12 protein-coding genes, 1 other RNA gene and 1 pseudogene are annotated in these 17379 nt (G+C 61.7%); 4 read left to right on the top strand and 10 right to left on the bottom strand.

Annotation, left to right across the window (positions count from 1 at the left end; genetic code table 11):
- The 7 genes and pseudogenes from D0N36_RS08320 to D0N36_RS08290 form a co-directional block, all read right to left on the bottom strand.
- Window positions 1-296, bottom strand: a pseudogene (locus D0N36_RS08320) (hypothetical protein); the annotation flags it as partial.
- Window positions 289-1611, bottom strand: coding sequence for an adenosylmethionine--8-amino-7-oxononanoate transaminase (gene bioA / locus D0N36_RS08315; protein WP_116940933.1), 1323 nt, complete (start codon window positions 1609-1611; stop codon window positions 289-291). The pseudogene D0N36_RS08320 and the gene bioA, both read right to left, overlap by 8 nt.
- Before the next feature lie 247 nt (window positions 1612-1858).
- On the bottom strand, window positions 1859-2479 hold the full coding sequence (bioD, locus tag D0N36_RS08310; RefSeq protein ID WP_116940932.1) for a dethiobiotin synthase: 621 nt from the start codon (window positions 2477-2479) through the stop codon (window positions 1859-1861).
- 53 nt (window positions 2480-2532) lie between these two features.
- Complete coding sequence (locus D0N36_RS08305; protein ID WP_116940931.1) at window positions 2533-4476, bottom strand: LTA synthase family protein; 1944 nt, start codon at window positions 4474-4476, stop codon at window positions 2533-2535.
- Between the two features lie 181 nt (window positions 4477-4657).
- Entirely contained in the window at window positions 4658-5257 is a 600-nt protein-coding gene (locus D0N36_RS08300; protein WP_116940930.1) for an SMI1/KNR4 family protein, read from the bottom strand.
- Window positions 5258-5387: 130 nt separating this feature from the next.
- Window positions 5388-6542: an alanine dehydrogenase gene (gene ald, locus D0N36_RS08295; RefSeq protein ID WP_116940929.1), complete on the bottom strand. Its 1155-nt coding sequence runs from the start codon at window positions 6540-6542 to the stop codon at window positions 5388-5390.
- A gap of 122 nt (window positions 6543-6664) precedes the next feature.
- Window positions 6665-7441: a DUF1573 domain-containing protein gene (locus D0N36_RS08290; protein WP_116940928.1), complete on the bottom strand. Its 777-nt coding sequence runs from the start codon at window positions 7439-7441 to the stop codon at window positions 6665-6667.
- Window positions 7442-7652: 211 nt separating this feature from the next.
- On the opposite strand from D0N36_RS08290, the gene D0N36_RS08285 reads away from it, so the two are divergent.
- Entirely contained in the window at window positions 7653-10076 is a 2424-nt protein-coding gene (locus D0N36_RS08285; RefSeq protein WP_242478845.1) for an alpha-ketoacid dehydrogenase subunit alpha/beta, read from the top strand.
- Window positions 10077-10160: 84 nt separating this feature from the next.
- Here the strand turns inward: D0N36_RS08285 and D0N36_RS08280 are convergent, their stop codons facing one another.
- Window positions 10161-10736: a hypothetical protein gene (locus tag D0N36_RS08280; protein WP_116940927.1), complete on the bottom strand. Its 576-nt coding sequence runs from the start codon at window positions 10734-10736 to the stop codon at window positions 10161-10163.
- A 133-nt stretch (window positions 10737-10869) separates the two neighbouring features.
- Here D0N36_RS08280 and D0N36_RS08275 point away from each other — a divergent pair, with 133 nt between their 5' ends.
- Both D0N36_RS08275 and D0N36_RS08270 read left to right on the top strand, forming a co-directional pair.
- Window positions 10870-11880 carry an acyl-CoA synthetase family protein gene (locus tag D0N36_RS08275; RefSeq protein ID WP_116940926.1) on the top strand — a complete coding sequence of 337 codons (1011 nt, stop codon included), beginning with the start codon at window positions 10870-10872 and terminating at the stop codon, window positions 11878-11880.
- A 41-nt stretch (window positions 11881-11921) separates the two neighbouring features.
- Window positions 11922-13541, top strand: a complete 1620-nt coding sequence (locus tag D0N36_RS08270; protein ID WP_116940925.1) for a hypothetical protein — start codon at window positions 11922-11924, stop codon at window positions 13539-13541.
- Window positions 13542-13697: 156 nt separating this feature from the next.
- Here the strand turns inward: D0N36_RS08270 and D0N36_RS08265 are convergent, their stop codons facing one another.
- Together D0N36_RS08265 and rnpB are read right to left on the bottom strand one after the other, a co-directional pair.
- Window positions 13698-14876 carry a sigma-54-dependent transcriptional regulator gene (locus D0N36_RS08265; RefSeq protein WP_116940924.1) on the bottom strand — a complete coding sequence of 393 codons (1179 nt, stop codon included), beginning with the start codon at window positions 14874-14876 and terminating at the stop codon, window positions 13698-13700.
- 417 nt (window positions 14877-15293) lie between these two features.
- An RNA gene (rnpB, locus tag D0N36_RS08260) (RNase P RNA component class A) lies at window positions 15294-15708 on the bottom strand.
- A gap of 426 nt (window positions 15709-16134) precedes the next feature.
- Between rnpB and D0N36_RS08255 the strand changes: the two genes are divergently transcribed.
- On the top strand, window positions 16135-17355 hold the full coding sequence (locus D0N36_RS08255; protein WP_242478844.1) for a S8 family serine peptidase: 1221 nt from the start codon (window positions 16135-16137) through the stop codon (window positions 17353-17355).
- Window positions 17356-17379: the final 24 nt, after the last annotated feature.

The raw sequence follows: 17379 nt of genomic DNA, 5'->3' as shown, positions 1-17379 counted from the left end.
TCTGCTCGCTCTGAATGACGTTCTGCTCTGACACTGCACTGGTAACTGGCAACTGCCTGCCGGGCGGCCAGCATAGCCAGCAGCACGGTGCGGTCGAGCTGGCGGTAGGCGGGGTGAGCCTGGCGCAGCGCGGCTACGGCAGCTTCGGCCTCGGCAGGCAGCGCGGCCACGGGCAGGCCCGCCGGATGCGTGCTGAAGGGCGAGGCGGCTGCACCCCAGTTAGCCTCCAGCCCCAGCGCCGATACCCGGCCCCGGCCCCGGATGATGACTACGGTATCCGAGGCGAGGCTAGTCATGCAGAATGTGAGGCAGGTTGGGGGCGGGCACGAAATCGAGGACCAGCTCGCGCATTTGGAGCAGCACGGCGTAGAGTAGCTCCAGCTCCGCATCGGTGGTGCAGTAGGGTGGCAGCAGGTACACCACGTTGCCCAGGGGCCGCAACACTACGTGATGGTCGAGGGCGAGCTGGTAGAAGGCGTCGCGCAGGCGGCTGAAGTAGCTGGTGCCCTCGCCCGGGTCGTACTCCACGGCCAGGATGGTGCCCCGGTGCCGCACCGCCCGGATGCCCGGCTGGTCTCCGATTTCGAGCCGGAAAGCAGCGTGAGCGGCCTCGATGCGGCGGCGTTGCTGGGTGCATTCGTCGGTGCGGGTGAGCTCCAAGCTGGCCAGGGCAGCGGCGCAGGCCACGGGGTTGGCCGTGTAGGAGTGGCCGTGGAAGAGGGCCCGCATCTTGTCGTCGCTCAGAAAAGCTTCATATACCGGGGCGGCGCAGGTGGTCAGGCCCATGGCCAGCGTACCGCCGGTCAGACCCTTGGAAAAACACATCAGGTCGGGCTGCTCGGTCAGCAGGCTGCTGGCAAATAGCGGTCCGGTGCGGCCGAAACCGGTCATCACCTCATCGGCAATACAGAGCACGCCGGCCGCGTGGCAGCGGCGCAGCATCTCGCTCAGCACCTCGGGCTCATACATCACCATGCCCGCCGTGCCTAATACCAGCGGCTCAAAAATGAAGCCGGCTACCTCGGGCTTCTGCAGAATTTCGTCGAGTTGGGCCAGCACTTCGGCCTCGTGGCCAGGCACCGGCACATCAATAAACTCCACGTTAAACAGCAAGGGCCAAAACGGCTCGGTGAAGGCGCCGCGGCTGCTCACGGCCATGGCCCCAAACGTGTCGCCGTGGTAGGAGTCTTTAAAGCAGATGAAGGTGCGCCGCTCGGGCCGCCCCAAGTTGTGGAAGTACTGGAGCACCATTTTCAGGGCCACTTCCACGGCCGTCGAACCGTTGTCGGAGTAGAACGCGCGAGCTTGGTTTGCGGGCAGAGTTTCCAGCAACTGTTCGGCCAACTCTACGGCGGTAGGGTGGGTGAAACCGGCGAACAGCACGTGCTCCAGCGTGCGCAGTTGCTCGCTCACGCGGGCCGCAATGTGCGGGTGGGCGTGCCCGTGCAAATTTACCCACCACGACGAAATAGCGTCGAGGTAGCGGGTGCCGTCCTCGGCCACCAGCCAGCTACCCTCGCCTTTGATAATGGCAATGGGCAGCGGGGCAGTCTGCATCTGGGTATAAGGGTGCCACAGCACGGCGGCGTCGCGTTCAGAAAGGGTAGGCATGGGGCAAAGGTAGCCTAGAGTCGTTTCCCGCAGAGGCGCGCAGGGTCGTTGAAGCAAAAAGAATCAGCGTAACCAGCCGCAAAATCAGCGTTAATCACTGAAGCTGTTTACAAAGTCAACAGCACGTCATGCTGAGCCTGTCGAAGCATCTCTACCGCTTCGGAGCGGTCGTTCAACGAAGCAGCAGAGATGCTTCGACAAGCTCAGCATGACGTTCTGATTGATTCGGGGTACTTTCTAAACAGCTTCAGTGATTAAAGAACTCCCCGAACTCTGCCGCGTACCGTGCCACCACCGCCGCCGATACCTCCGGCTCCTCCAGTATCCGCGGCATCACCGGCCCGTCGTAATAGCCCAAAATGGCCTCTTCCGTCGCCGAATTAGGCGCGCCGTTGAACACGAGGCCGCGCACCGGAATCTGCCGGGCCCGCAACGCCTCCAGCGTGAGCAGCGTGTGGTTGATGCTGCCCAGATAGTGCCGCGACACTACCACTACAGCCAGCCCCAGCCGCTGCACCAAATCGGCTACCGAAAAGCCGGGGGCCAGCGGTACCAGCAGCCCACCCGCACCTTCCACGACGAGGTGGTTGGCCGTGGCGGGCAGCTCGAAATCGTCGGGCCGCAGCGTCAGGCCCTCAGCCGCGGCGGCGGCGTGGGGCGAGGCCGGCAGCGCCAGCCGGTACCGCTCGGGCCAGAAGTGGCTAACCGGGTTCGTAACGAGTCCGCGCACGGTGCCCGCGTCGGTGGTGGGCATGAGGCCCGCCTGCACGGGCTTCCAGTAATCGGCTTGCAGCGCTTCGGTAACAATGGCCGCTACGAGCGTTTTGCCCACGTCGGTGCCGATGCCGGTGATGAAGAGGTTTTCCAAGGGAAAGTGAATTAGCGAAACGTATGACGCGGAAACGTATGCCTTGCCGCCCTTTACTTATACAGCGTATTGTCGGCCAGCCCGTTCAGGTAAAACTGCACGCAGGCTTTCAATTCGTTGCCATATTTGCGCAGCTTGGCGGGGTTGGAGTGGGCGAGGGGCGTAGCGGGCAGGGCGTGGCGACGGTAGGGGTAGAGGCGCACCTGGTTGTCGGCCGTCAGTTCGGTTACGTAGTCGGCGTGGACCAGCCAGTAGCTGCCACCGCTCAGGAACAGGGCCCGGCCGCTGGTTCCGGTATCGAACACGGAGGAGCCGAAGGGGAGCAGCTTTCCGTCGGCCGGCAGGCCCAGCAGGTCGAGCACGGTGGCCGGCACATCGGCCTGCTGGCTGATACGCGGTTGGGGCACGGCCGGCAGCGGCTGGCCGGGGGCGAAAAGCAGCAGTGGTATTTTGTACTCGCCCAGCACGTTCTGGTAACCGGGCGCGTCGGATTGCGAGGTGTGGTCGGCCAGCAGAATGAACAGCGTGTTAGCATACCAGGGCTGCTGCCGGGCCGTAGCGAAGAAGCGCCGCAGAGCCAAGTCGGTGTAGGCAATGGTGGGCTGAATGGCCAGCGTGCCGGTGGGTAGCTTGCCCTGATACTTGGCCGGCAGCCCGAACGGCTCGTGGGCGCTGAGCGTGAACAGCGTGCTAAAAAACGGCTGCTTCTGCCGGCTCAGCTGCTGGCTGAAATACTGCAGATACGGCTCATCAAAAATGCCCCAGTGCCCGTCGAAATCGGGGCTGTTGGCCGCGCCGGGGTACTCATCGAGCCCGAAATACTGCTGCATGCCGGTCATGCCGCTGAAGGTGTTGAAGCCCATCGTGCCGTTCTGGGCCCCATGGAACAGGCTGGTCTGGTAGCCGTGGCCGGCCAGGATGCTGCCCAGCCCGTGCAGCTCGGCGGTCTGGAAATCGGAGGTGATGAAGGAGCCTTCCATCAGACTCGGCAGGCCTGCCAGCACGGCCGGTAGGGCTTCGATGGAGCGGCGGCCGTTGGCGTAGTGGTCGGGAAGTAGAAGTCCGCCGCCGTGGGTGGCCAGCGAGTCGAAAAAGGGCGTGTAGCCGCGCCGGCCGGGATTTTCGATGCCGGTGTATTCCGAGCCGAAGCTTTCCAGAATCAGGATGACCACGTTGCGGCCCGGCAGCGGGGCGGCAGGTCGTTGGGGCAGGGGGCGGGCCGCCAGCGCCGTGCGTAGCTGTTGGGGCGAGTCGAAGTAGCTCTTGCGCTCGGGCGCGGCGTAGCCCAGGCTTTTTAGGAAGGTAAAGGTGGTATTGAGCGCTAGGTGGCCCAGCACCGCCGGCTGCTGCACGAAAGCGGCCCCGGTTCGCAGCGGCTTCAGCTGCAATCCGCCCCGTATACCCAGCACTACCAGTCCGGCAAGTAGGACAATAGCCGCAAGCTGCCCGCCCCAAACGGTAAGTTTCCCTTTTTTGCTTCCCGGGTGCCTGCCATCAGCTTGCAGCTTGCGACTGTCCGCTTGCGGCTCCAAACGAGGCATCGGGTAGAAGTGCCACAACGCCGCCAGCAACACGCCAAAGGGGAGCAGCAACCACCAGTAGCTGAGCAGCAGCTGGCCCGCCTGCCGCTGCACGTCGTCTCCGATGGTGCTCAGCTCGTTGCTCGTGCGCCGGCCGATGAAGCGGAAGTACTCCCAGTCCACCAGGTTCAGCAGCAGCCCGAAGCCGTTGAGCAGCAGGTACACCGCCCGCACCAGCCGCTGCCAGTTCCGGCCTTGGCTGGGCACCAGGCTCAGCAGCAGCCACGGAATGTTGAGCAGCAGCAGGGCCGACAAATCGAACCGGAAGCCGTGCCAGAAAGCCAGCGCCACCTGCCCCGCTGAGGCGCCTTGAAACACCACGTAGTTCAGCCCGAAAAAGCCCGCCCGCAGCAGCAGATACGCCCCCAGCAGCAGCGCAAAACGACGAACCAGCAGACGCAGAAACTCAGTGGGCATGGGCTAGTTGAGTAGCAGGACAAAGTAGAGTGGAGGCATTGAACGTGTAGGGGCGGGGCTTGCCCCCGCCCGCCGTTTAGCGATTCAAATTCGGACCGTTCAATGGCGGGCGGGGCGAGCCCCGCCCCTACATCGGCCGTAGGTAACAACGATTCTACTTAACGGGAGGCATAGACAACCCCTACAGCGGCTCCAGCTTTACGGCCTGCCCATCGGGCAAATCCTTTATCTGGCGGTAGAAATCGGCCAGCCAGTCGAGGCGCTTAGCCACTGGCACAGCCTGCGTGGCGGGAGTGCTGCGGCCGTTGGTAGCCAGGCATAGCGGCGGATATAAACTCAGCAGCTGCCCCGGCTGCAGCATGCCGCCAGCCTGCTGAAAGGCCCGCAGCGGCTCCAGGCCCAGGGCATCCATCGGAAACTTCTCGGCCCCGAACAGGAAGTGCTTGAAATCCACGTCGAGGTTGGCTAGCTCGCCGGTTTCGGTGTCGAGCAGCAGCACGGCGTCGCCGCGCAGCAGAAACTGGTTGCCCACACAGTCCTGCGCGAACGGAATGTCGGACTTGCGCAGTTCGCCGTACGTGCGCCACAGTGCCCGCTCGCCCTGCCAGACCTGGGCCAGCGCGTGCCAGCCCGGCGCGGCCACGCAGCCCCGGATGTGCAGCCCGCCGAAGTAGGCCACCACGCCATTCTGGGCCCGCAAAAACGCTTGCAAATATGTCGGCAGCCGCGCCAGCGTCACGAGGTCGGTCAGCTCGCCGCCGGTGTAGAGTATTCCTTTCATATGATGTCAGATGCGAAGCCAGTGTCCGGTTTCAGGGCTTCCATTCCGGAAAAAGGAGGCAGGTTGTTCTTACAGAAAAGCCTTCCCCGCACGACGCAGGAAAGGCTTTTCAAGGCAATGAGAGAGCAGCTTACGCCGTGTGGTAGGAGTTATCTTCGACCAGCGAGTTCTCGTTGAGCACGCTGTTGACGTCGGTCAGCTCCAGACCAAATGCATCGGCCACGCCTTTGTACACCACTTTACCGTTCACCACGTTCAGGCCGAGGCGCAGATCTTCGTTGAGCAGGCAGGCTACGCGCCAGCCCTGGTTGGCCAGCTTGAGGGCGTAGGGCAGCGTGGCGTTGGTGAGGGCCAGCGTGGAAGTATAAGGCACGGCACCCGGCATGTTGGCCACGCAGTAATGCACGATGTCGTCGATGATGAAGGTGGGGTTTTCGTGGGTCGTGGGCTTGCAGGTTTCGATGCAGCCACCCTGATCCACGGCCACGTCCACGAGCACGGCGCCCGGCTTCATGGTCTTCAGCATGTCGCGCGTAACGAGGTGCGGGGCCTTAGCACCCGGAATCAGCACGGCCCCGATAACGAGGTCGGCCGTTTTCACGGCAGCGCGGATGTTGTAGTCGTTGGAGTACTGGGTACTCACGTTTTTAGGCATAAAATCATCCAGCTCCCGCAGGCGGTTGAGGTTGATGTCCATGACGGTGACCTGCGCGCCAAGGCCGGCGGCAATTTTGGCCGCCTGGGTGCCCACAATACCGGCACCGAGCACCAGCACTTCGGCCGGCTTCACGCCGGGTACGCCGCCGAGCAGAATGCCGCGGCCCTTCAATGGCTTCTCCAGGTACTTAGCGCCTTCCTGCGGCGCCATACGGCCGGCCACTTCGCTCATCGGAATCAGCAGTGGCAGCGCACGGTTGGCCGACTCTACGGTTTCGTAGGCCAGGCAAACCGAGTTGCTCTTGATCATGGCGTGCGTCAACTCCTCGCCCGAAGCAAAGTGGAAGTAGGTGAACAGCAGCTGGTTTTCCTTCACGAGCGAATACTCCGAAGCAATCGGCTCCTTCACCTTGATAATCATGTCGGCCTTGGCGTACACGTCCTCAATGGTGGGCAGAATAGTGGCGCCGGCCTGCTTGTACTCCTCATCCGAGAAGCCGCTGCCTTCGCCGGCCGTAGCCTGCACATACACCTCGTGGCCGTGCTTTACGAATTCGGCCGCCCCGCCGGGTGTCAGGGCTACCCGGTTTTCGTTGTTTTTGATTTCTTTTGGAACACCAATCAGCATGGTTGAAAGCAGGAAAAGTGGGTGGGTAAAATGGGTGGGTTAACGCGGGGCAAAGATACGGAAGTAACGAGTTAGAAGCTAGGAGCCGGAAGTGGGACGTTCCTTCTCCCGCTTCTCGCTTCTTACTTAAACGGCACCGAAGTCCCGCTTTCCTTCACCATACTGCCGGCGTTGAGGTCCTTCACCAGATCGGCCGTGAGCGTGAGCTTGGCGTCGCCGGTCAGGTCGTTGCTGGTGATGACGACGGGCTCCTGCTGCTGACCTAAGCGGCGCTGGTTGTACACCAGCTCTACCACGGCCGTTTCGCCGGGCTTGATGGGGGAGGGCACGTTCTTGTAGCCCACGCAGTAGCATTGCGACGTGATGGCGCTCAGCACTAAATCCTGCTTGCCAGTATTAGTTACTTTGAGGCGGGCCGTGAGCGTCTGGCCGGCTTCAGCCTTACCGAAGTCGTGGCGGTTGCGGTCCAGCGTCAGGCGCGGCGACTGGGCCAGCTGGGCGGGCGTGAGTTTAGAGCGCATCTGCTCCTTGTTCAGCACGTTGCCCTTGATGGTGAGCACCGTGCTGGAGGTGGCCGCGTTGCTGACCACCGTTACAGTTTTGTTGAACACACCGGGCCGGCCGGCGCTGCTATACACGGCCTTTACCACGCCGCTCTTGCCGGGCAGAATGGGCGTTTTAGTCCAGTCGGGCGTGGTGCAGCCGCAGCTGGCCTGCACGTTGGCGATGATGATGGGCTGGTTGCCCGTGTTCTTGAACCGGAACTCGTGGGCGGCCATCACGCCCTCCGGAATAGAGCCGAAATCGTGCTGCTCGCCCTGGAAGGTGAGCACGCCCTGGGCGTGGGCGGCCGCAACCGTCGTGAAAAGCGAAAGGAGCAGGAAAACCAAGTGTTTCATAGGAGTGAAAAGTTAGGTGCCGGAAACAAATGAGTGACGTTGTTTTTTGCCAGTCAGTTGGCTGACCTTACGCAATCAAAGATACTCAACGAAATACGCCCGCCGCGGCATCGGCAGCAAATCCGTACTTTTGTGGGCCTGTTTTCCGGGAAGCAGGTGCCTACCCCCTTGTCAGCCCCCGGTTTTCCATCCCACCCGCCGCCCCCTGTCCATGCCCGCTACCGACACCGCCCCCACTATGCCCGCCCGCGTTGCCTCGCTTACCAAAGCCGATTTCCTGCACGATTACCGCCTGGGCTGGGAAAGCCGCCACGCCTCGCTGGCCGGCCGCAAGGAGGTGTTTATGGGTAAGGCCAAGTTCGGCATCTTCGGCGACGGCAAAGAGCTGCCCCAGCTGGCCATGGCCCGCGCCTTCCGGGCCGGCGACTGGCGCGCCGGCTACTACCGCGACCAGACCTTCATGCTGGCCATCGGCGAGCTGACGCTGCAACAGTACTTCGCCCAGTTGTATGCCCACCCCGATGTGGAGGCCGAGCCCGCCACCGCCGGCCGCGCCATGAACGGCCACTTCGGCACCCGCTTTCTGGATGAGGACGGCAACTTCCGCCCCTCCGCCGAGATGAAAAACTCCTCGGCCGACATCTCGCCCACCGGCGGCCAGATGCCGCGCCTTGTGGGCCTGGCCTACGCCTCCAAGCTCTACCGCCAGAACCCCGAGCTGCACCAGTTCTCCGATTTTTCGGTGAACGGCAACGAGGTAGCTTTCGGTACCATTGGCAACGCCAGCACCTCGGAGGGCATGTTCTTCGAGGCCATCAACGCGGCCGGCGTGCTCCAGATTCCGATGCTCATCAGCGTCTGGGACGACCATTATGGCATTTCGGTGCCCGCCGAGTATCAGACGACCAAGCAGAATATTTCCGAAATCCTGAAGGGTTTCCAGCGCGAAGGCGAGGGCCAGGACGGCTTCGAGATTTACCGCGTAAAGGGCTGGGATTACCTGGCCTTGCTCGAAACCTACGAGCAGGCGGCCGAAGTATGCCGCACGCAGCACGTGCCAGCACTGATACACGTGCAGGAAGTAACCCAGCCCCAGGGCCACAGCACTTCCGGCTCGCATGAGCGCTACAAGAGCACCGACCGCCTGAGCTGGGAGCAGGAGCACGACTGCCTGCTGAAGATGCGCGAGTGGCTGCTGGCCGACGGTCACGCCTCGGCCGACGAGCTGGACGCCATCGAAAAAGCGGCCCAGCAACTCGTAAAAGAAGCCCGCACCGCCGCCTGGCAGGAGTTCTTCAACCCCATCAAGCAGGAGCGCGACGAGGTGGTGGAGCTGCTAAATAAGCTTGTAGCCGAAACCGGCACCGAAAACCAGCTCCACGAAATGGTGGAGGCCCTCAAGCACAACACCACGCCCATTCGTGCCGACCTTGTACGCACCGTGCGCCGCGCCCTGCGACAGGTGCGCGAGCAGCGCAGCGCTGGCCGCCGCGAGCTGCAGAACTGGCTCGAGCAGGCCCTGGCCGACAACGCCGACCGCTACAACTCCTACCTGTTTAGCCAGAGCGAAGAAGCCGTGGGCAACATTGAGGAAGTAGCAGTGGCGTACGCCGACGATGCGGCCTCCGTGGATGGCCGCGAGGTGTTGCAGGCCTGCTTCACGGCCAACTTCGAGCGCGACGCGCGCATCTTCGCCATTGGGGAGGACGTGGGCCGCATCGGCGACGTGAACCAGGCGTTTGCGGGCCTGCAGGAGAAGTTCGGCGAACTGCGCGTAACCGACACCGGCATCCGCGAGTGCACTATTATCGGGCAGGGTATTGGCGCCGCCATGCGCGGGCTGAAACCCATCACCGAAATCCAGTACCTCGACTACCTGCTCTACGGCATCCAGACGCTCTCCGACGATGTGGCCTGCCTGCAGTACCGCACCAAAGGTGGCCAGAAGGCGCCGCTCATTGTGCGTACCCGCGGCCACCGCCTCGAAGGCATCTGGCATTCGGGCTCGCCCATCCAGATGATTCTGGGCGCCATCCGCGGTATTCATTTGTGCGTGCCGCGCGACATGACCCAGGCTGCCGGCTTCTACAACACGTTGCTGCGGAGTGATGAGCCGGCCATCGTGATTGAGTGCCTCAACGGCTACCGCCTCAAGGAGAAGATGCCCCAGAACCCCGGCGACTTCACGCTGCCGCTGGGCCGCCCCGAAACCCTGCTGCGCGGCGCCGACCTCACCATCGTCACCTACGGCTCGATGTGCCGCATCGTGATGGAGGCAGCCCAGCAGCTGGCCGAAGTGGGTATTGCAGTGGAGGTGATGGACGTGCAGACCCTGCTGCCCTTCGACTCCGACCACCTGATTGTGGACAGCATCCAGCGCACCAACCGCGTACTGTTTGCCGACGAGGACGTGCCCGGCGGCGCTACTGCCTACATGATGCAGCAGGTGCTCGACGAGCAGCACGCCTACCGCTTCCTCGACTCGCAGCCGCGTTGCCTCTCGGCCCAGGCCCACCGCCCGCCCTACGGCTCCGATGGCGACTACTTCAGCAAGCCCAGCGTGGAAGACGTGTTCGATGCCGTATACGAAATCATGCAGGAAGCTGATCCCAAGCGGTTCCCGGCCATCTATTAAGCGGCGGCCCGCAAAGCAGAGCGCCCGCCCCGGCTCATACCGGGGCGGGCGCTCTGCAAATGGCTTCTGGGGCAACAGCCTTGGCTATTGAGGAATGGTTACGGTTTCGGTGAATACCTCATTGCTGCGGTTCAGTGCCCGGTCCAGTATATTGATTTTAAACCGGATAGCCGTGCCAGGAGGAAGATCCAGGGTAGGAGAAATTTTGAACTGGTAGTAAATTTCGCCACGCAGTGGAGCTGCCCGGTCGCCCTGGCTGGCAGGCGTAAGATTGGGGTAGGTACCGTTAATGTCGTCGCCCGGTGGCGTATAGTCGAGGAAGGTGCCGTCAGTCCGGCGAATCTGTATCTGGCAGAAGTAATTCACCCTTTTAGGATTGTCAATTTTTGTATTAGGCAGGTACAGATTGAACGGTGGCAGGGTGTCGTTATTATTCAGGCCCAGGTCGCCGTCGCCGTCGCGGTAGCCTATGGTTATGTTCACGCTGTCGAAAGGGCCGAAGCGGTTTACAATCGGTTGTATCGTAACCCTGCGAAACTCGATTTCCGGCGTGTCAGGATAGTCGGGCGGACTAATGCAGCCCGGCACCGACAGGCCCAGCAGGACCATCAGCACCGCAAAGCCCAGCGTTTGGAAAAGCAGCGTACGAGGTAAGTGCATAAAAAAAGTGCTTAAAGAGAAAGGCTAAGGCAGCCAGTCGACGATGATGGAAAGGTAGTTTAAAGATACCGCATCTGAACGAACGAGCCGCCGCCTGCATTGTTCAACTTCTGGCTAACTGCCGGCTACAAAAATGAGTTTCCGCGAAGAACATTTGCACGCCCTGCCCCAACTGACGGCCGCTACCGCTCCGGCCGCCGCCCTGGCGCTATTTCGCCACCAGGCCCGCCATTGCGCGCCCTACGCTGCCTACCTGGCTGCCCTGGGCCGCGACCTGGCCGCCGTGCAAACGCTAGAGCAGATACCCTTTCTGCCCATCGAGTTCTTCAAGACCCACGACGTGCGCACCGTAACCGGCCCCGCCGCCGACTGGGAGCCGGCCGAAACCTTCCTCAGCAGCGGCACTACGCTGCAGCAGCGCAGCCAGCACCATGTGCGCGAGCCCGAGCTGTACCATCAGCACGCCCAGCGCATTTTCGAGCACTATTACGGCCCGCTGACCGGCTGGACGGTGCTGGCGCTGCTGCCCTCGTATCTGGAGCAGGGCGGCTCGTCGCTGGTGGCCATGGTCGGGCATTTTGCGCGCGCCTCGGGCCAGCAGCAACCGGTCTTTTTCCTGCACGACCACGCTGCGCTGCTCGCCGCTTTGGCTGAAGCTAAAGAACAACCCGGCCGCAAAGTGCTGTTGATAGGGGTGAGTTACGCGCTGCTCGATTTCGTGGACGCCTACGCCGGCCGGCCCGAGCTGCTGGACCTGACGGTGCTTGAAACCGGCGGTATGAAGGGCCGCCGCCGCGAGATGATTCGGGAGGAGCTGCACGCCGCGCTGCAGCGTGGCTTCGGCCCGGCCGGCATCCACTCCGAGTACGGCATGACTGAGCTGCTGGGCCAGGCATATAGCTTCGGCGACGGCCGTTTCTGGGCCCCGCCCCAGCTGCAAATCCTGCTCCGCGACCCGTCCGATCCATTCTCGGTGTCGGCCACCCGGGCCAGCGGCGCGCTCAACGTCATCGACCTGGCCAACATCGACAGCTGCGCCTTCATCGAAACCAAGGACCTGGCCCGGATGCACACCGACGGCTCATTCGAGGTGCTCGGCCGGCTGGATAATTCGGATATTCGGGGCTGTAACCAGCTGGTGTAGCCTCACCGCTGGCGTCTTTTTGCACTCCCAATCCCACCTGCATGCCGTTGCCTGCTTCGTCTTCCTCCACGGTATGGCAGCGCTGGGCCGAGCGGGTGTTTTTCGGTTTGCTGCTGCTACTGGGCCTGCTGGTGCACGGAGACTACGGCGTATCGACCGACGAGCCGGCGCATCATCTCAACGGTTTGGTGAATGTGAAATACGTGGCCGAGCTGGTGGCACCAGAGCTGGCGCGGCGGCAGGCCCAATACGCGCACATCCCGGCCCTGGCTACCCACCCCGACCGCGACCACGGCGTGCTCTTCGAAATTCCGGATAGTCTGCTCGGCTTGTTGGCGCAGGGCGACTCGGCCGCCTACTACCGCCTGCGGCACCTGCTGATTTTCCTGGTGTTTATGGTGGGCGTTTGGGCGCTGTACCGGCTGGCCACCCACTACACCCGCGACTGGCGCTGGGGGCTGGCAGCGGCCGGTGCCCTGGTGCTTTCGCCACGGCTGTTTGCCGAGGCCTTTTATAATGCCCAGGACATTGTTTTTATGGCCCTGTTCGCGGTGGCTATGCTCACGCTCGTGCGGCTGGTTGCCCGGCCCGGCGCAGGCCGGGCTGCTGTGCACGGGCTGGCCTGCGCGGCGGCCATCGACGTGCGGGTAGGCGGTGGGCTGCTGGTGGTTTTCACGCTGCTTGCCCTTGGCTGGCAGGCTCTCAATGGCCCTGCCACCCGCCGCGCTGCCTGGGTTCGTAGCGCTGGTGTCTATTTGCTGACGACTGCTGCCGCCGCGGTGGCCGGCTGGCCCTACCTGTGGGCCGACCCGATAGCCCGGCTGCTGGAGGTGTTGCGCCGCATGGGACAGTTTCCCTGGCAGGGCCGCAACCTTTATCTGGGGGAACTGCTGTCCGGCTCGGCTACGCCTTGGCACTACATACCGGTCTGGCTGACCGTCACCACGCCCTGGCCCTACCTGCTGGCGGCTGCCGGTGGGCTGGCCGCCATTTTGGGGGCTGGCCTCCGTCGTTCGGGTCATTTCCAGACTCGCACCGGGCAGTTTGATTGGCTGGTGCTGGGCTGGCTGCTCGGACCGGTGTTGCTGGTAATCGGGCTGAACTCGGCGGTGTACAACGGCTGGCGACACCTGTATTTCGTGTATCCGGCGCTATTGCTGCTGGCCGCACGCGGCGGACAGATGGGCCAGCTGCTGGCCGGCCGCTACCGCGCGGGCCGGTGGGTAGGCACCGGAGTGGGTGTGGTGCTACTGGCCGGGGTACTGCACACGGCATACCGAATGGTGCGAGAGCACCCGCAACAGCAGGTGTATTTCAGCCTGCTGCCTAACCAAGTAGTGGCCGAGCAATTCGACCGCGACTATTGGGGCCTGGCCTATCGGCATGGGCTGGGGTGGGTGTTGGCTTCCGATTCGGCTGCCCGCATACGAGTGGGAGCTGCCCGGCCCGATTTACTCTACAACAACTCGCTCATTCTGCCCGCCGCCCAGCGGGCCCGGCTGGTTTTTACCAGCCCGCCGTACCCGGCCGGTACCTACCTGTTCACCAACTACGCCCGCTACCAATATGGCCCCGGCCTGCTGCCTGCCGATACGCTCGGCCGCCAGGTGTACCGGCTGCGAGTAAACGGGCTGCCGGTGCTGGGCGTGTTCAAGCGTTGACGTTAGCGAGGGCGGCGGGCAGTTGCTAATAGAACGGTCATTCTGAGTGGAGCGAAGAATCTCGCGTGCCAAAGTAATCCTGCTATCGGGAGTTACTTGGGCACGCGAGATTCTTCGCTCCACTCAGAATGACAGTTCTTTCTATCGCCCCATCACCTACTTCCCCGCAAACGCCTTGGCGTCGGCTTCGGTAATGGTGGCGTCGCTCATAATCACGAGGCGCTCGACCACGTTGCGCAGCTCGCGGATGTTGCCGCGCCAGTCGAGGCCCTGGAGGTAGGAGAGGGCCTTATCATCGATTTGCTTGGGCTTGTTGCCGTAGTCCTGGGCAATGTCTTTGAGGAACTTGTCGATGAGCAGGGGCACGTCGTCGCGGCGCTCATTGAGCGAGGGCACTGGAATGAGGATGACCGAGAGGCGGTGGTAGAGGTCTTCGCGGAAGCTGCGTTCGGCAATTTCCTGGAGCAAGTCCTTGTTGGTGGCCGCCAGTACGCGCACATTTACCGAAATTTCCTTCTCGCCGCCCACGCGGGTAATCTTGTTTTCCTGTAGGGCCCGCAGCACTTTGGCCTGGGCCGACAGGCTCATATCGCCGATTTCGTCCAGAAACAGCGTACCGCCATCGGCCTGCTCAAACTTGCCGATGCGCTGCTTGATGGCCGATGTGAACGAGCCCTTCTCGTGGCCGAACAGTTCCGACTCAATCAGCTCCGACGGAATGGCGGCGCAGTTTACCTCTACCATGGGGCCGCCGCTGCGCTGGCTTAGCTCGTGCAACTGCCGGGCCACCATCTCCTTGCCCGCGCCATTGGGGCCGGTTATCAGCACCCGCGCATCGGTGGGGGCCACCTTCTCGATGGCCTTGCGCACGGCCTGCAGCCCGGCCGACTCGCCAATCATTTCCGAGCTTTTGGCCAGCTTCTTCTTAAGCGTTTTGTTCTCGGAAGACAGCTTGGTAGTCTCGGTGGCAAGCTGCACGTGGTCGAGGGCATTACGCACCGTTACAAGTAGGCGGTTAAGGTCTGGTGGCTTCTGGATAAAGTCGTAGGCGCCCTTTTTGGTGGCCTCCACGGCCATTTCCACGTTGCCGTGGGCCGACACCATGATGAAGGTGGAGTGCGGGGCCAATATGCGGGCCCGCTCCAGCACTTCGAGGCCATCCATCTTGGGCATCTTCACGTCGCAAAGCACCACGTCGTACTTCTCCTGAATAAGCATATCGAGGCCCGTGGGGCCGTCGGCGGCCTCATCCACCTTGTAGCTTTCGTATTCGAGGATTTCCTTGAGCGTGTGCCGGATGGCTTTTTCGTCGTCGATTATCAGCAGGCGGGGCATAGCAGGGGCAAAAGTGTAGTTACGCAAGTAACAGCTTTTTCAGCTGCTAGCGAATCCAAGTTGCGGAGCAGTTGGCCTAAACGATGTGGGGTGCGAAGCCAAGCCCCGCACCCCACATCGTTTTTGTAAATCATCTTGCAAGGCCTCCTACCCGCACTTAAACGATTGGTTCTGCCCAGGTAGGCGGCCTACTTGCACCCAAACGATTGGTTCTATCCAGTTAGGCTGCCTACCTACAGTGAAACGATTGGTTTTGCCCAGGTAGGGCGCCCGCCTGCGCTTAAACGATTGGTTTTGTCCGGGTATGACTCCTGCCGGCACCCAAACAAATGGTTTTGCCCAGGTAGAAGCGAATCGGCAGAGGATGCTATAACGCCAAAGGGCCGCCGCAACACAAGTTGCGGCGGCCCTTTGAAGTGGCGTGATGAGTCTGTAAGCCGGGTTTTGTCCGCCTGCCCGAGGGCAAGCGGCCCCACCATTTATCTAGGCCAGTCGTTGCCGAAAGGCTCCATCAACCTACCCGCCAGCGCCGGACGAGCCGCCCGGTGCCAGCCCCTGGAAGCGGGGCCGACGTGCTGGCTTATTTGGTCTTTCAACCCCTGAGGTTTACCCAGCCGACTTGGTCACCCAGCCGCTGGTGCGCTCTTACCGCACCTTTTCACCCTTACCGGCTGCCCGAAGGCAACGTAGGCGGTATTTTCTGTGGCACTGGCTGTCCGACGCGGCTTTACGCTACGCCGTCCTTCCCGTTAGGAAGCAGGGTGCTCTGCGTTGCCCGGACTTTCCTCGTCGCGGTTCTTGCGTCCCACGCCGCGGTGGGGCGACCCATCACAGGGGCAAAGATAACAAACCATGAGGGGGCGACGCATTCAGTGGATGGTTAGGACGGAAAAGTGCCAAACTCAAATGCCTCAAATAGTAGAGATTGTTAATATTTGGTTTGATACGTATTAAGTATATTTAATAAACATTAATACTTTATTTCATCGCCTTTATGGCTGTCTGTCAGCCTTTGGCTGTTTATAGAATATCCCGTAAAAAATGCTCTGAAATGCTTTTTTAGATGCAAATGGTTGAAGATTTGGCTGTTTTAAATGAATTTTATTGAAAATTTTACACCTAAAAGAAAATTTTATAAATTTAAATCATATACATTGCGAATGAATAAGTTGCTTGTTCAGGCTCCTAATTAAATAGGACTTAGTACGTAAAGCCATAGTCTTTTCTTGCCCTGTTTTTTCACCTTTTACCCAGTAGAATGCAGAAGAAATCCTACAATGCCCGCCTTGCTATGTTGTTGAGCGCCTCTGCGCTCGTTGCCAGCGCCACTTTCACTTCCTGTAGTAAAGATGGCGTAGAACCGGAAATAGCCGGTGTTGCGCAAAGCAGCAGCAGCGACGTGCGGCAGGGAGCCAACCTGATTCCCGGCCAGTATATTGTGGTGCTCAAAGACGACGCCGTTAGCACGAGCAGCGGTGATTCGTACGCTGAGAAAGTGAAGAAAGTGAAAACCGTAGGCCAGGGTGTACTCCGGGCGCGGGGTGCCCGGCCCGAAGCTATGGGCTACGCCTACGGCCATGCCCTCAAAGGCTTCTCGGCCACGCTGACGGCCCAGGAAGCCAAGCAGCTGCGCGCCGATGCCCGTGTGGCCTACGTAGAGCAGGACCAGATTATTGCGCTTGGCAAGCCCGCTAGCGGCGGTGGAACCACCGGCCCTGCCCAAACTACCCCTTACGGTATTACCCGCGTGGGTACCGCCGATGGTACGGGTCGCACGGCCTGGGTTATTGATACCGGCATCGACCTGACCCACCCCGATCTGAACGTGGACGTGGCGCGCAGCATTTCGTTTATACCCAGAGCCCGCAGTGCAAACGATGGCAACGGGCACGGTACGCACGTGGCCGGTACCATTGCGGCCATCAACAACTCCATTGGGGTAGTGGGCGTGGCCGCCAACGCCACGGTAGTGGCCGTGCAGGTGCTTGATGCGCGGGGCAGCGGCTCCAACTCCGGCGTTATTGCCGGCGTCGATTACGTGGGCGCCAACGGCAAAGTTGGCGACGTAGCCAACATGAGCCTGGGCGGCGGCGTATCGCAGGCCCTCGACGATGCTGTGCTCCGCGCTTCGGCGGGCGGCGTCCTCTTCGCCCTGGCTGCCGGCAACGAAACCGACGACGCCAACAACCACTCCCCGGCCCGCGTGAACGGCCCGAACATTTTCACGATTTCGGCCATGAACAGCACCGACTCCTGGGCTTCGTTCTCGAACTTCGGCAATCCGCCCATTGATTACTGCATGCCCGGCGTTGGCATCAACTCGACCTGGCTCAGTGGTGGCTACAACAGCATCAGCGGCACCTCAATGGCCGCTCCGCATATGGCGGGCGTGCTCCTCATGCGCGGCAAGAATTTCACCACCAGCGGCACCGTGAAAAACGACCCCGACGGTAATGCTGACCAGATTGCTCATCTGTAAGCTAACGGTCCACCGTTCAACAGA

The sequence above is a fragment of the Hymenobacter lapidiphilus genome (assembly GCF_003417065.2).
Taxonomy (GTDB): Bacteria; Bacteroidota; Bacteroidia; order Cytophagales; family Hymenobacteraceae; genus Hymenobacter.
The sequence above is the reverse complement of the archived record's forward strand: the minus strand, read 5'-3'. Positions and strand labels throughout refer to the sequence as shown.

What these genes read in the sequence shown, in the direction of transcription:
- bioA (WP_116940933.1), bottom strand. Translation starts at nt 1,611, where the DNA reads ATGCCTACCCTTTCTGAACGCGACGCCGCCGTGCTGTGGCACCCTTAT.
- D0N36_RS08305 (WP_116940931.1), bottom strand. Translation starts at nt 4,476, where the DNA reads ATGCCCACTGAGTTTCTGCGTCTGCTGGTTCGTCGTTTTGCGCTGCTG.
- D0N36_RS08300 (WP_116940930.1), bottom strand. Translation starts at nt 5,257, where the DNA reads ATGAAAGGAATACTCTACACCGGCGGCGAGCTGACCGACCTCGTGACG.
- ald (WP_116940929.1), bottom strand. Translation starts at nt 6,542, where the DNA reads ATGCTGATTGGTGTTCCAAAAGAAATCAAAAACAACGAAAACCGGGTA.
- D0N36_RS08290 (WP_116940928.1), bottom strand. Translation starts at nt 7,441, where the DNA reads ATGAAACACTTGGTTTTCCTGCTCCTTTCGCTTTTCACGACGGTTGCG.
- D0N36_RS08285 (WP_242478845.1), top strand. Translation starts at nt 7,653, where the DNA reads ATGCCCGCTACCGACACCGCCCCCACTATGCCCGCCCGCGTTGCCTCG.
- D0N36_RS08280 (WP_116940927.1), bottom strand. Translation starts at nt 10,736, where the DNA reads ATGCACTTACCTCGTACGCTGCTTTTCCAAACGCTGGGCTTTGCGGTG.
- D0N36_RS08275 (WP_116940926.1), top strand. Translation starts at nt 10,870, where the DNA reads ATGAGTTTCCGCGAAGAACATTTGCACGCCCTGCCCCAACTGACGGCC.
- D0N36_RS08270 (WP_116940925.1), top strand. Translation starts at nt 11,922, where the DNA reads ATGCCGTTGCCTGCTTCGTCTTCCTCCACGGTATGGCAGCGCTGGGCC.
- D0N36_RS08265 (WP_116940924.1), bottom strand. Translation starts at nt 14,876, where the DNA reads ATGCCCCGCCTGCTGATAATCGACGACGAAAAAGCCATCCGGCACACG.
- D0N36_RS08255 (WP_242478844.1), top strand. Translation starts at nt 16,135, where the DNA reads ATGCAGAAGAAATCCTACAATGCCCGCCTTGCTATGTTGTTGAGCGCC.